We start from the raw sequence: 11,709 nt of genomic DNA on the forward strand, positions 1-11,709 counted from the left end.
GTTCCGGGTGCGTCTAGTTCGAGCCGGGCGGAAGGTATCGCACGGTAGGTACTCCGCCGGGACCGTCCAGGCGAACCTCGGCGTCGACCTGGTAGACCTCGGCTATCAGGTCAGCGGTGAGGACCTCGGTCGGGCTTCCGTGGGCAACGATGGATCCCCGGTTCAGCATCACTATCGAATCGCAGAACATGGCGGCCAGATTCAGATCGTGCAATGCCATGATCGTGGTGGTGGGGAGGCGTCGCACGAGCGCGAGCAATTCGAGTTGATGGTTGATGTCCAGGTGATTGGTCGGCTCGTCGAGTAGCAACTCGTGAGGTTCCTGAGCGAGGGCGCGCGCGATCTGGACGCGTTGGCGCTCCCCGCCGGACAGGGTGTGCCACGACCGGTCCAGCATGCCGGCGAGGTCGGTGTGTTCGATCGCTGCCCGAACGGCGTCGCGATCGGAATCCGACTGCCCACCCCACAGTCCGCGGTGCGGTGTGCGTCCGAGTTCGACTACCTCCGCGACCGTCAGATCGATCTCGGTGTTGCTGTGCTGATCAACGGTCGCGATCCGACGCGCGACGTCGCGGCGTTTCCAGTCGGACAACGGGGTTCGGTCGAGGGTCACGACACCGGACGTCGGACGATTGTGCCCGGCAAGCAGTTTCAGCAGCGTCGATTTCCCCGAACCGTTGGGGCCGAGAAGCCCCACCGTACTTCCGGTTGTAGGCGAGACGTCGAGGTCGTCGACTATGAGCGCCCCGCCGACCCGCCAACTGACGCCGGCAGCTTCGAGTGTCATGGCCTGGCCTTCCGTCTCCAGAGGATGACGGCAAACGCAGGCACACCGACCAGCGCGGTCACCACACCGGCCGGGAGTTCCTGCGGCGCAATGGCTGTGCGTGCCACAGCGTCGACCCAGACAAGGAAGATGGAGCCGATCAGTGCGGACGCAGGCAGGAGTCGGCGGTGGTTCGAACCGACGAGAGCCCGCGCCGCGTGCGGGAGGACCAGGCCCACGAAGCCGATGGCACCTGCGACGCTCACGATCACCGCGGTCATCAAGGCTGTTGCCAACAACAGGGTCACACGCACCCGCCACACGTTCACCCCCAGCGACGACGCCGCGTCCTCGCCGAAGGCAAAGGCGTCGAGTGCGCGGGAGTGAGTCAGACAGACCACGAGGCCGACTGCGACCACCGCAGCGCAGAGTGCGACGTCGAGCCAGTCGGCGCCGCCGAGTGAGCCCAGGAGCCAGAACATCACGCCGCGGGTCTGCTCGGGATCGGCCGAGGTGATGACGATGAACGAGGTGAGCGCGGAGAACAGTTGGGTCGCGGCGACACCGGCCAGGATCACCCGATCCGGCGTGCCGCCGGCCGCATGGGCGAGCAGCAACACAAGGGCGAAGGAGATCACCGCGCCGATGAAGGCGCCGCTCGACAAGCCGATCACTCCCGACCCGACTCCGAGGATCACGATCAGTACGGCACCGGTCGAGGCGCCGGACGAGATACCGAGGACAAACGGATCGGCCAGCGGATTGCGAAGCAGCGACTGCATGATCGCACCGCACAACCCGAGACCGGCACCGCAGAGCGCGGCGAGCAGGGTGCGCGGCAGACGGAGGTCCCACACGATGCCGTCACGGATAGGGGTGACGTCCGCCGCGGTACCGCCGAGATGGCCGACGACAATCGAAGCCACCTCACCGACCGACAGACCGGCGGGCCCCAACGTGATCGCCACGGCAGCCGATCCGGCCAGCGTGACAACACCGATCATCCACAGCAGGGTGACGGTCGTCGGGTTGTCACGCAGCCGAACTCTTGTCGTCATCTCACGCCGTAGACCACGTAGTCGTCGAACAGTTGCCAGACCGTCCCCGACTCCCGAAAACCTGCTTGCGCGAGCGCCGCCAACTGGAAGTCGACGGCCGTGGGCGCAGTGGCGTCACGTCCGGCGAATCTGCGCTCACGCTCGTCGGTCAGTGCCCCGATGCCGTGAGTGGCCCGCAACTCGTCCCACCAGCTCTCCCACTCGGGAGCGCCCGCAGCAAAGGCGGAGTGTTGCGTCTGCTCGTCGTGAGCCTTCGCCCATCGCCCGATGACAGGGAAGCGGCTGTCGAAACGAAAGTGATCACCATTGAGCAGGACTCCGTCCGGACTCAGCAGTTCGCGGCACTGCCGGTACACCTCGACGAGTTGCTGCGGTTGCAACCAGTGCAGCGCGGTTGTCGACACTATCGCCTGAACCGGCGCAGCCACCGAATTCGGCCAATCGGCTCCCGCCAGGTCTGCGTCGATCAGCTGCAGTCGGTCACCGAAACGCGTCGACGACTGGCGGGCGAGCTCCAGCAGCATCGGGTCGTAATCGATCCCCACAACGCTCGCATGCTCGAACTTCTCGAGAATCCGGGCGCTCAGTGAACCCGGCCCGCAGGCCAGATCGACGACCGTGAACGGGGTGTGCGCGTACTGCAATTCGAGAACGTCGAGAATCACGTCGAAGCGCTTCTCGCGGTCGGCGATGTATGCCGCCTGCTGGTCGTCCCACTGACGCACCAGTTCACAGATCTCCGCGGACATCTAGACCACACCCAACTGGCGCAGCCCGTCGGAGAGCTGTTCGATGCCACCGACATTGCGGATCGAGGGATCCATCGTCGTTCCTTCGAGGATGATGTAGCGCTTGTTCTTCACTGCGGTGAGCTTGCTGGCGACCGGGTCCGATTCGAGGAACGCGATCTTGTCTGCGGCACTGTCGCCGTCTCCACCGCGGTCGAGATCTGCGAGCACCAGCACGGTCGGGTCTCGATCGAGCACACTCTCCCAACCGATTTCGGGCCAATACTGCTTGTTGTCGTCGAAGGCGTTCTTCGCACCCACCGCGTCGGTCATGATTCCCGGTGCACCGCAGCACCCGGCGAAGTACGGAGTCTTCGTGGCTGCGTACCACCACGCCAGCGTCACGTTCTCAGCTCCCAGTGCCGCCGTGGCGGTGGCCGCGCGATCCTTCAAACTCTCGGTGAGCTCGACACCTTTGTCCTTGGCATCGAACAGTGTTGCCACGTCGTCGATTTCGTCGTACAAGTCGTCGAGCGTGAGGGCCTTGCTCTGCTCGGCATCCTGACCGGTGCACTCGCTGGGTGACTGATATGTCGCGACACCGAGGTCGGTGAACTTGATCCGGTCGGCGATGCCCTCCGAGGTGAACGTGTAGTTGAACGTCGTGTAAACCATGTCCGGTTCGCGTTCGAGGACACTTTCGAATGACGGGAACTCGGTGTCGAACGCCTGGACCTGACCACGCGCCTCGCGCAGTTCGGGGAGGACATCGTCATCGCTCATGGCGTACCCGGCCATCCGGTCCTGCACTCCCAGCGCGAACAGCATCTCTGCTGCAGGTTGATTTACCGCGATTGCCCGTTCGATCGGTCGCTCCACCGTGACGTCTCGGCCACAGTTCTGGACTGTCACGCGCGATTGTTCGGAAGAGTTGGATTGTCGGGCAGCACTGTCGTCGGAGGAGCAGGCAACCAACGACGCGCTCAACAGGGCAGCGACGGCGGCGGCGGGTAGGTGAAGTCTGGACAGACGCATGGAATCTCGTTCTCGCAGGGGCTCGTTCGCGGAGCCCGTTACCGTGTGAACAGGCGCCTGTTGACCCCTGCTGCCAGCCGGTATTCGGACTCGAGATCGCCCCACCCGAGCGCCTTCCCAGATTCTCATCCAGTGGCGTAAGCCCGGGCGGTCACCCTCACCGCTGCGCGTCAGTTCCGGATTCACACCGGATTCCCTGACCCCCTGTGTGGAGGTCCGCTGGCACAGAGGAACTTATCACCGCAGTGCACCGCCGGTCAGGTCGGCTGGTGTGAGGCAATCAGATCTCGATGGCCAGGTCGTCGATGTCGGTGAGGGTTCCGCCGTCGGCGAGGATGCGCTCGTAGTTCTCGCGTCGACGGAGGTCGATTTCGGTGTTGCTGACGCCCTCCTTCCAGTATCCGAATATCGCGACGTCGTTTTTGTCGAGTCCGACGGTCGATCGAAAGTGCTTCCGGATTGCGCGCATCTCGTTGCGTTCACCGGCGCCCCACACGACGTAGCTCGCGGGATTGGCAAGCTCGCGTGCTCGTACCGCAAGTGGGCCGTCGGGCTCGGCCGGATCTGCGCTCACGCGGTGAAGCTCCAGGCCGGGGAGGGCGGGCAGTTCGGCGAAGGCGACCTCGTCATCTGTTGTGACCCAGCCGATTCCGACGACGTCGTTAGGTAACTGCTCGATGATCGAGTGCAATGCGGGTATTGCGGTGCCGTCCAGAAAAAGTGCGATACGTCGACCAGGAACATCAGGGATCAAGAAGTGTGGCCGCGGACCGGTGAGGCCGAAGGTGTCACCGACGGCCAACGCTGCTGCCCACCTCATCATCGGACTGGTCTGTCCGTGCAGGACCACATCGACGACGATCGATCCGCTCGCTGAATCGTAGGAACGCACCGTGTACACGCGCGAAGCGTCGTCGAAGGCCGGCCCGAGATTCATGCGTACGGTCACATTCGGGCGTGACCAGGTCGGATCGTCGGTCGACTCCGTCAAACGAGCCGTGATCCGCAGCAGGTGATCGCTCGGTCGCTCCAGTGCTTCGACGATCGCGAGAACGTCGTTGAGTCCGCGATTGTGGTCAGCGGTCCGTAGGACGGTCGTCGGGGGAGTTGTTGTGCGCGAGGCGTCTGCATGTGTCATCGACTGTGCTCCTGGATCGGGTTTTCGGGATGCCGCCAGGTTAGTGCTACCTAAGTCGAGCGAGTTGTCCAGAAGTGACATTTGATTACCTGAATGATTCGGGTCTCGAAACGACGCGGTTGAGTGAGTGGTGCCGGCGCTGCTACCGTGCCTGTGATGTCCATGCGCCGCTGTTCTCTCGCTTCCGGCCGTGCACTGCGCACGGCCCGATTCGGCGTAGCGACTTTCCGACGTGGGCGTAAGGCGATCGACCGCCGCCCGTCCGGTCTTGTCTGGATCGAAAGAGCCTTGGCCGCACCGGCCGGATCCGTCTGACATTCGCCACTTCGGCGAGCATTGCCTCGCCGAGATTTCGCAGTGCCACACCTGTTGCAGTGCTGCGCATTTCCCGTACCTGAAGTTTCTCGCGGGTGAGTTGTGAGTGTCGGCGCCACCGAGCCTGGAATGCCAGCCAACTCGTTTTCGTGAAAGGTACACAGCAATGAATCGTTTCGAAGGTCGTCGTATTCTCGTCACCGGCGCAGGATCTGGAATCGGGCAGGCCACCGCGCTGCGGTTGCTCGCCGAAGGTGGCCGCGTGGTCGCTGCAGACATCTCCGAGCAGGGTTTGGAGAACACCCGGAAATCGGCAGAACATGCTTCGACGGAGGATCGCCTCGACACCCTCGTCGTCGATATCGGTGACGAGAGTTCCGTCATCAAGGTTGTGGGTCAGGCGATTTCGACTCTCGGGGGATTGGACGTACTGGTCAACGCCGCCGGGATACTGCGTGGTGGGCACACCCACGAGACCTCGCTGGACCTGTGGAATCAGGTGCTCTCCGTGAATTTGACGGGCACTTTCCTCGTCACCCGCCAGGCACTGCCGGCTCTCCTCGCCACCGCCAACGCAGTCGTGGTGAATTTCAGTTCCACCTCCGCGGCCTTCGCGCACCCGTACATGGCCGCGTATGCCGCAAGTAAGGGAGGAATCCAGTCCTTCACTCACGCACTGGCTCTCGAATACGGCAAGCAGGGTCTGCGTGCCGTCGCGGTGGCTCCAGGCAGTGTGAAGAGCGGGATCACCGACACTACGGCGTCGTACTTGCCGGAAGACACCGACTGGTCGCTCTTCGGCAAGTTGTCACCGATTCTGAGCACTGATCTGGAGTCCGGTGGTGCCCCCATGGCCGGGCCGGAAAGTGTTGCGGGAGTTATCGCGATGTTGGCATCCGACGATGGTGCCTTCATCACGGGTACGGAGATCCGGATCGACGGCGGCACGCACGCCTGATTCTGCGTCCGTCTGACGGCCCGCACAGGCAGGCCGTCAGACGCGAGCCGTCATTCTCGCGAGCGAGTGATGGCGGGGACGACGTAGGACTTATCGAGCACGGCGGGCGAAGGTTCGTACATTCTCAGTACCGGTCGGAAATCCCCGCGCGGTGCGGGCAGCCAGTTTGCCTTCGCCGTGGGATCTTTCGGCTCCTCGTGGCTGATCGTGATCGTCAACGCACCGTCGGCGTCGTGGACGATTCCTGGAGTGCGGTCGCCGATCGAGTATCGGTCGACGGGGTTCGCCACGAGGAAGAAGTCCGGCACCGAGTACATCGTCAGCGACCAGAAGGCGCTCACCGGCGGAGTGGGGTCGAGTCTTATTGTGTAGGTGTGGGTTCCGTTCAACTGCTCGCCCTGATCGTCGACGTAGGTCATGATGTACGCCGCTTCGTAAGGGTGGTTGCCCCACAGCCCGCCCTTGGCAGCCGCGGCGCGTTCGACGATGCGCAACTTGGGATCGGCGATCTTGAATTGTGAATCGTCGATTGTGCCGACCTCGAAGTAGTCGAGGTTGTAGTCGAAGGCGTGGAATGTGAGCTTCCATCCGTTGACTTCGGGGCTGGAGCCTTTCGTGAGGGCCTCGAGCAGGTTCTTCTCACCGATCGTCAATCCGTCAGCCAACGCGGCTGCCTCGTCGGCAGACAGCGATACATAGGGAGAGGCCCCGTGCTCGGTGATTCCGATCAGGGAGAAGGAATCCTGGAGTTCTCGATCGCGCGGGGCCGGCGGAAACGCCTGTGACCAGATGCGGAGTTTCTCGAGGAACAGGAGGTCCTGGCTTACCCCGGGTTCGGGCACTGGGAGACCCGCCGAGTTTCCGGTGGAGTCGACGACGGTCAGCGTGGTGGCGTCCTGCAAGGCGTGCACCGCAGGGAGGTCGTCGTCGCCACCGCATGCCCACCGGCCCACGATCGACGCAATGTTCGTGGGAAATCTGATCACCGTGGTCTGGTCCGCCGGGGTTCCCGTCCAGGTGGGTGGGACGAGAAGGAAGTCTCCGCTCTTCGTGCCGGTGGCCCGATGCCCGACGTAAGCGAAATTGTTTGTCCAGGCGTCCACGAACTGGAGGACGTAGTAACGGCCATCGGTATCGGGGACGTGCAGCGCAACGGGGCCGACAGAGAGATCGATCTGCGCCATGGAATACACGGTGTCGTTGTTGATCGTGACGAAAGTGTCTGCCGGCCCGGCCAGTGTTCGGGCGTGGCTGAAGGTGTTGAAAGGTGCGGCGGGGTTCGCTCCGACACCGTTGTGAACATACCGATGGACCTGGTCGAGATTGAAAACGAGGGGAAATCCGTAGATATACGCCTGAGCTGCAAGCTCGGTGCGACTGGTGTCTGTCATCTCTGCCCTCTCGTCGTGCACGTCGGTTCGAAGTCCACCCTGCGGGAACCCTGCCGTCGGGGCATCACCCGCCGAGGGTGACGACGGTAGAGGGAGAAGACATGTCGGATCAGGAGAGTGCGGCATTGGTCGCTGTCGCAGACGAGTGGAACGTCGCGATGTGCTCGAACGACGCCGAACGGATCGGCGATTTCATGGCAGACGACTGGGTGATCGTCTCGGAATCCGGAGTGTCGACCAAAGCGGAGTTCCTGGGTTTCGTGGCCTCGGGCGACCTGACTCATTCGGCGATGGACCGCGTCGGGAGCGCTCGCGTGCGTTTCTTCGGTGACGTCGCACTGTTCACCACGCGGATCGTCAATACCGCGCACTACGGCGGCAGACAATACGACGCCGACGAGTGGACCACCGACGTGTTCGCGCGGCGAGACGGTCGTTGGTGCTGCGTGTTGAGCCACATCACGCCGGCGGTCGAGGCGAAGATCGAGGACGTGGAACTATGACGTAGAGATAAGAGAAAGGCTGATGTTTTAACGGTGACACTATTGGGTAGTAATACGAGTTTCGCATTTATGAATGTATTTATCGGATTTATCGATTGTGAAGTTTCTGTAGTAGCGTCAGTTGAGTAGATCATTTTGATACGCATACCGGATGAGGTTCTCACATGATTGTTCTCGGCATTATTCTGGCGTTGATCGGCTTTTTCACGGGGTTGAGCATTCTGACCACCGTCGGCATCATCTTGGTCGTCGTAGGTGCAGTTTTGTCCATCCTCGGTGCTACCGGGCGCGCAGTGGGCGGACGAAAAGTCTGGTATTGATCAATACTGCGCGAGTAGCTGAGAAGGCGGTACCCGATCTCTTCGGAGATCGGGTACCGCTTTTTGTGCTCCAACTGGTTTTCGGTCTCTCTACCCCAAATTATCGATCTGAGCGGCATCGGGTAAACATGAAGGATGCTTTCTCGAGACCATGACGAAGAGAAATCTGCCGAGCGATTCAGATTCCCTCGCAGATGGAATCAGGTTGACGAATCGCGCCGCGGTTTGGTGTTGGCGTGGGTGGCCTTCACGTTGACGTTCGGCGGAGCACGTCTGGTGACGTGGTTGATCTAGATCGACACCAGGGACGTCGGCGACATCAGCGCCGGTGGCACTCATCTGCATCACTATTTATGGGGAATTCTGCTGTTGGCCGGGGTGGCGATCTTCGGACTCGTAGACCGAAGCCCTCGCGCAAGAACATGGATGGGCATCGCGTTGGGCATCGCACTCGGGCTCATCGTCGACGAGGCTGCGTTACTGATCACTCTCGACGACGTCTACTGGCAGAGCGACGGTTGGCCCAGCATCGCCATCGCTGTGTCGATTATCGGAGTGGTAGGAACCGGTCTCGCGCTGACCCGAAGCGGAGCGGAGAAGCCTCGAGGTTGATCCGGCCACGGCACGGGTACTCACTCCCGTGCCGGGAAGTCGCGCGGATCGTGAGGTGGCTTGAATGGATCCCAGTTCCGCGGACACCTCACCGGACTCCGAAAGTAAAGTCCAAGCCATAGATCCGATGGCGGAAGCCGAACGTGAAGCCGCAGCATTGGCGACTCCCGTCCGGCCGCTGGGCGAACCGGGGCCGAGGTTCGATCGTCGTTCACCGTTCTTCATCGGTCTGAGCGCGGCGGCCGGTGTTGCCGTGACGTACGCGGTGATCGAAGTGCTCCTGGCGGCGCGAGGCATGCTGATCCTGATCGTGGTCGCGCTGTTTCTCGCGGTGGGCATCGAACCGATGATCGTCTGGCTGGAGCGGAGACATTTCCGACGCTGGATCGCAGTCACCGTGGTACTCCTCGGAATTGCAGTGATGTTGGCGCTGTTTCTGGTTGCTGCGATCACCCCGCTGGTCGAGCAGGGACGTCAGTTCGCATCACACGCTCCCGAACTTCTGACACACATTCGTGACCGGTATCCGATCGTCAGCGACCTCGACGAGAAGTATCACCTCGAGGAGCACCTCACCACCCAACTGGACGGTTCGGGGTCTGCGCTCGCGACGGGTTTGCTCGGAGCGGGGCGGGCGGTGTTCAGCGCAGTCGCCGACGCTGGAATCGTTGCTGTACTGACGACGTACTTCTTGATCGACTACCCACGAATCCGCACGAATCTGTATCGGCTGGTGCCACATTCGCGGCGGCCACGAGCAATCGCCATCGGTGATCAGATACTGGCAGGTGTGGGTGGGTACGTCCTCGGCAATGTTCTGATCTCCGTGATCACCGCAGTGTGCACCTTCGCGTGGTTGTTGATCTTCGACGTGCCGTATCCGTTGATCCTGGCGCTGCTGGTCGCTCTGCTCGATCTGATCCCGATAGTCGGTTCCACGATCGCAGGGGTTGTCGTCGCCCTGGTCTCCCTGACAGTCTCTGTCCCAACGGCATTGGCGACAGTCGCGTTCTTCATTGCGTTACGTCTGCTCGAGGACTACCTGCTCGTTCCGAAGATCATCGGGAAGACGGTGGCGGTCCCGGCACTGGTGACCGTTGTCGCGGTTCTGTTGGGTGGAGCATTGCTCGGTATTGTCGGTGCGTTGCTGGCGATTCCGGTCGCTGCGGCCTTGCTGCTGCTTGCAAGGGAGACGCTCTTCCCGCGCCTCGACGCTTCTTGACCGGCTTCTATCGGACGCTTCGCGCGCGACGCCGAGAACCAGGATTCGGCTTGGGGCACATCCGAGTCGGGATGGTTTCTCCCTCGGCGGTGATACGGAATACCGAGACTTTCTCGCTACAACCGTGATTCAGATCGACCGCGTATGCGATTGCGGCGCGATCCGAGACGAAATCTTCCATCACCGTTGTACCGTCCGGTAGTTCGATTCTGTAGTTTTCCATGACTCACACAACCTTCTTTCGCTAAGACGATCCTACCCGGCTCGAGAAGTGGCAAACCCGTGGAACACAACGTGCGACAGTCGTCTTCGTGCCTCGCCGGTGCAATGTTTCGACACCTCGCCTGCCGGGTAGTGAGAGTCGGTCAGCCCGCTCAGGCGGTACGTATCGAACCACGGAGGATCCGCGCAATGAGCGCAGTATCGAAAGCGATGTACAAGCCACTCTCACTGGCGACCAGCGTCCTGGGCGGCATCTTGGCCGGCGCTGTCTTCCAGCAGGTGTGGAAGCGCATCGGTGACGACAAGAATGCGCCCGAGCCCAAAGACTTGAGCAGGTCGAGCAAGGAAGTCCTGATCGCCGCAGCCCTGCAGGGAGCCATCTTCGCTGTTGTGCGAGCCGCAGTGGATCGTGCGGGGGCAAAGGGCTACCAGGCCCTTGCTCATGAAGATCCTCGGTAGGGACGCCCGGTTCGGTTCGAGTTCAGTCGACGACGGCCGCGATTGCCTCGATCTCGACCAGTTGATCGTCGTAACCGAGAACGGTCACACCCATCAGAGTGCTCGGGGCGTCGTGATCGCCGAACGCGTCGCGGACTACCTCCCACGCCGCAACCAGGTCGGCTTGATTGCTCGACGCCACCAGGACGCGGGTGTTGATCACGTCGGTGATGGACGCGCCCGCGTCCGAGAGAGCTGTTCTCAGGTTGTCGACGGCCTTGGCTGCCTGTCCTGCGTAGTCACCGATGGCGGCAGTGGAGCCGTCCTCGTTCAACGGGCAGGATCCGGCCAGGAAGATCAGCCGTGCATCGGCGGGAGCCGTTGCTGCATAGGCATATTCAGCCACCGAAGAGAGTGACGTGGAACGGATCAGAGTTACCGACTTCGACATTATTTCCCCAAGGAATAGTAAAGTTTTGCAGCGAGTCTTTCACAGCACGCCAGGGGTTGCCAATTCATCGTCGGACCCATCCCTTCAGTCGGCAGCTACGAATGACTGCCAATGAGCCGAGAAGAAGAGCACACAGCACCTGTCGACGAGTGGCTGACGACCAAACAGGTTGCAGCACTGTTCCACGTCGACAGGACCACGGTGTCCAGATGGGCGAGGGAGGGCAAAGTCGGCACTCTGAGAACGCTTGGCGGGCATCGGAGGTACCGGCGATCGGAGATCGAGACGTTGCTGCGTAACCGCTCGACGACGCTCGATCACCAATAACCTCCGGCACGAAACAGACAGGTCGCCGAGCATGATGAGGGCTCGGCGACCTGTCTGGTGAGCAGGAAGTAATTACGCCTTGGGGACGCGGACGATGAGTGCGTCGCCTTGTCCGCCGCCGCCGCAGAGTGCGGCTGCGCCGATGCCACCGCCGCGGCGTTGCAGTTCGAGGGCGAGGTGCAGGGCGATGCGGGCGCCGGACATGCCGAGGGGGTGGCCGACGGC

15 protein-coding genes, 2 pseudogenes and 1 riboswitch are annotated in these 11,709 nt (G+C 62.0%); of the genes and pseudogenes, 8 read left to right on the forward strand and 9 right to left on the reverse strand.

What is annotated here, in order from left to right:
* Positions 1 to 13: 13 nt before the first annotated feature.
* From PCS43_RS31970 to PCS43_RS31990, 5 genes are all read right to left on the reverse strand, one after another.
* Positions 14 to 787 (reverse strand): ABC transporter ATP-binding protein, encoded by a 774-nt coding sequence (locus PCS43_RS31970; protein ID WP_007734693.1) that lies wholly within the window; start codon positions 785 to 787, stop codon positions 14 to 16.
* Positions 784 to 1,824, reverse strand: coding sequence for a FecCD family ABC transporter permease (locus PCS43_RS31975; protein WP_042452436.1), 1,041 nt, complete (start codon positions 1,822 to 1,824; stop codon positions 784 to 786). The genes PCS43_RS31970 and PCS43_RS31975 overlap by 4 nt, the downstream gene beginning before the upstream one ends.
* Positions 1,821 to 2,573, reverse strand: a complete 753-nt coding sequence (locus PCS43_RS31980; RefSeq protein WP_209907826.1) for a class I SAM-dependent methyltransferase — start codon at positions 2,571 to 2,573, stop codon at positions 1,821 to 1,823. The genes PCS43_RS31975 and PCS43_RS31980 overlap by 4 nt, the downstream gene beginning before the upstream one ends.
* Complete coding sequence (locus tag PCS43_RS31985; protein WP_209907828.1) at positions 2,574 to 3,587, reverse strand: ABC transporter substrate-binding protein; 1,014 nt, start codon at positions 3,585 to 3,587, stop codon at positions 2,574 to 2,576. It abuts the gene before it with no gap.
* Between the two features lie 58 nt (positions 3,588 to 3,645).
* A riboswitch (cobalamin riboswitch) is annotated at positions 3,646 to 3,826 on the reverse strand.
* A 41-nt stretch (positions 3,827 to 3,867) separates the two neighbouring features.
* Positions 3,868 to 4,725, reverse strand: a complete 858-nt coding sequence (locus PCS43_RS31990; protein ID WP_209907830.1) for a siderophore-interacting protein — start codon at positions 4,723 to 4,725, stop codon at positions 3,868 to 3,870.
* Between the two features lie 156 nt (positions 4,726 to 4,881).
* On the opposite strand from PCS43_RS31990, the gene PCS43_RS31995 reads away from it, so the two are divergent.
* Positions 4,882 to 5,040, forward strand: a complete 159-nt coding sequence (locus PCS43_RS31995) for a hypothetical protein (protein ID WP_158656571.1) — start codon at positions 4,882 to 4,884, stop codon at positions 5,038 to 5,040.
* A gap of 166 nt (positions 5,041 to 5,206) precedes the next feature.
* On the forward strand, positions 5,207 to 5,998 hold the full coding sequence (locus PCS43_RS32000; RefSeq protein WP_042452426.1) for an SDR family NAD(P)-dependent oxidoreductase: 792 nt from the start codon (positions 5,207 to 5,209) through the stop codon (positions 5,996 to 5,998).
* Between the two features lie 50 nt (positions 5,999 to 6,048).
* Here PCS43_RS32000 and PCS43_RS32005 read toward each other — a convergent pair whose 3' ends face one another.
* The gene (locus tag PCS43_RS32005; RefSeq protein ID WP_042452423.1) at positions 6,049 to 7,389 is read right to left on the reverse strand and encodes a DUF1254 domain-containing protein; all 1,341 of its coding nucleotides are present in this window, start codon (positions 7,387 to 7,389) and stop codon (positions 6,049 to 6,051) included.
* 101 nt (positions 7,390 to 7,490) lie between these two features.
* Between PCS43_RS32005 and PCS43_RS32010 the strand changes: the two genes are divergently transcribed.
* The 4 genes and pseudogenes from PCS43_RS32010 (at position 7,491) to PCS43_RS32030 (ending at position 10,046) form a co-directional block, all read left to right on the forward strand.
* Positions 7,491 to 7,892 carry a nuclear transport factor 2 family protein gene (locus tag PCS43_RS32010; RefSeq protein ID WP_007734703.1) on the forward strand — a complete coding sequence of 134 codons (402 nt, stop codon included), beginning with the start codon at positions 7,491 to 7,493 and terminating at the stop codon, positions 7,890 to 7,892.
* Between the two features lie 164 nt (positions 7,893 to 8,056).
* Positions 8,057 to 8,212: a DUF6131 family protein gene (locus PCS43_RS32015; protein ID WP_003945564.1), complete on the forward strand. Its 156-nt coding sequence runs from the start codon at positions 8,057 to 8,059 to the stop codon at positions 8,210 to 8,212.
* A 135-nt stretch (positions 8,213 to 8,347) separates the two neighbouring features.
* Positions 8,348 to 8,824: pseudogene (locus tag PCS43_RS33390) on the forward strand (hypothetical protein).
* Between the two features lie 64 nt (positions 8,825 to 8,888).
* Entirely contained in the window at positions 8,889 to 10,046 is a 1,158-nt protein-coding gene (locus PCS43_RS32030) for an AI-2E family transporter (protein ID WP_007734704.1), read from the forward strand.
* A gap of 7 nt (positions 10,047 to 10,053) precedes the next feature.
* Here the strand turns inward: PCS43_RS32030 and PCS43_RS32035 are convergent, their stop codons facing one another.
* Positions 10,054 to 10,269 carry a hypothetical protein gene (locus PCS43_RS32035; protein WP_003945874.1) on the reverse strand — a complete coding sequence of 72 codons (216 nt, stop codon included), beginning with the start codon at positions 10,267 to 10,269 and terminating at the stop codon, positions 10,054 to 10,056.
* A 188-nt stretch (positions 10,270 to 10,457) separates the two neighbouring features.
* Between PCS43_RS32035 and PCS43_RS32040 the strand changes: the two genes are divergently transcribed.
* Positions 10,458 to 10,727, forward strand: a complete 270-nt coding sequence (locus PCS43_RS32040) for a DUF4235 domain-containing protein (RefSeq protein ID WP_007734706.1) — start codon at positions 10,458 to 10,460, stop codon at positions 10,725 to 10,727.
* Positions 10,728 to 10,749: 22 nt separating this feature from the next.
* Here the strand turns inward: PCS43_RS32040 and PCS43_RS32045 are convergent, their stop codons facing one another.
* Positions 10,750 to 11,157 (reverse strand): RidA family protein, encoded by a 408-nt coding sequence (locus tag PCS43_RS32045; RefSeq protein ID WP_007734708.1) that lies wholly within the window; start codon positions 11,155 to 11,157, stop codon positions 10,750 to 10,752.
* Between the two features lie 111 nt (positions 11,158 to 11,268).
* Here PCS43_RS32045 and PCS43_RS32050 point away from each other — a divergent pair, with 111 nt between their 5' ends.
* Positions 11,269 to 11,484, forward strand: coding sequence for a BldC family transcriptional regulator (locus PCS43_RS32050; protein ID WP_003945782.1), 216 nt, complete (start codon positions 11,269 to 11,271; stop codon positions 11,482 to 11,484).
* A 72-nt stretch (positions 11,485 to 11,556) separates the two neighbouring features.
* Here the strand turns inward: PCS43_RS32050 and PCS43_RS32055 are convergent.
* A pseudogene (locus tag PCS43_RS32055) lies at positions 11,557 to 11,709 on the reverse strand (acetyl-CoA C-acyltransferase); the annotation flags it as partial.

This window comes from Rhodococcus sp. C-2 (genome assembly GCF_027854095.1).
Lineage (GTDB): Bacteria > Actinomycetota > Actinomycetes > Mycobacteriales > Mycobacteriaceae > Rhodococcus_F > Rhodococcus_F qingshengii.

What these genes read in the sequence shown, in the direction of transcription:
- PCS43_RS31970 (WP_007734693.1), bottom strand. Translation starts at nt 787, where the DNA reads ATGACACTCGAAGCTGCCGGCGTCAGTTGGCGGGTCGGCGGGGCGCTC.
- PCS43_RS31975 (WP_042452436.1), bottom strand. Translation starts at nt 1,824, where the DNA reads ATGACGACAAGAGTTCGGCTGCGTGACAACCCGACGACCGTCACCCTG.
- PCS43_RS31980 (WP_209907826.1), bottom strand. Translation starts at nt 2,573, where the DNA reads ATGTCCGCGGAGATCTGTGAACTGGTGCGTCAGTGGGACGACCAGCAG.
- PCS43_RS31985 (WP_209907828.1), bottom strand. Translation starts at nt 3,587, where the DNA reads ATGCGTCTGTCCAGACTTCACCTACCCGCCGCCGCCGTCGCTGCCCTG.
- PCS43_RS31990 (WP_209907830.1), bottom strand. Translation starts at nt 4,725, where the DNA reads ATGACACATGCAGACGCCTCGCGCACAACAACTCCCCCGACGACCGTC.
- PCS43_RS31995 (WP_158656571.1), top strand. Translation starts at nt 4,882, where the DNA reads ATGTCCATGCGCCGCTGTTCTCTCGCTTCCGGCCGTGCACTGCGCACG.
- PCS43_RS32000 (WP_042452426.1), top strand. Translation starts at nt 5,207, where the DNA reads ATGAATCGTTTCGAAGGTCGTCGTATTCTCGTCACCGGCGCAGGATCT.
- PCS43_RS32005 (WP_042452423.1), bottom strand. Translation starts at nt 7,389, where the DNA reads ATGACAGACACCAGTCGCACCGAGCTTGCAGCTCAGGCGTATATCTAC.
- PCS43_RS32010 (WP_007734703.1), top strand. Translation starts at nt 7,491, where the DNA reads ATGTCGGATCAGGAGAGTGCGGCATTGGTCGCTGTCGCAGACGAGTGG.
- PCS43_RS32015 (WP_003945564.1), top strand. Translation starts at nt 8,057, where the DNA reads ATGATTGTTCTCGGCATTATTCTGGCGTTGATCGGCTTTTTCACGGGG.
- PCS43_RS32030 (WP_007734704.1), top strand. Translation starts at nt 8,889, where the DNA reads ATGGATCCCAGTTCCGCGGACACCTCACCGGACTCCGAAAGTAAAGTC.
- PCS43_RS32035 (WP_003945874.1), bottom strand. Translation starts at nt 10,269, where the DNA reads ATGGAAAACTACAGAATCGAACTACCGGACGGTACAACGGTGATGGAA.
- PCS43_RS32040 (WP_007734706.1), top strand. Translation starts at nt 10,458, where the DNA reads ATGAGCGCAGTATCGAAAGCGATGTACAAGCCACTCTCACTGGCGACC.
- PCS43_RS32045 (WP_007734708.1), bottom strand. Translation starts at nt 11,157, where the DNA reads ATGTCGAAGTCGGTAACTCTGATCCGTTCCACGTCACTCTCTTCGGTG.
- PCS43_RS32050 (WP_003945782.1), top strand. Translation starts at nt 11,269, where the DNA reads ATGAGCCGAGAAGAAGAGCACACAGCACCTGTCGACGAGTGGCTGACG.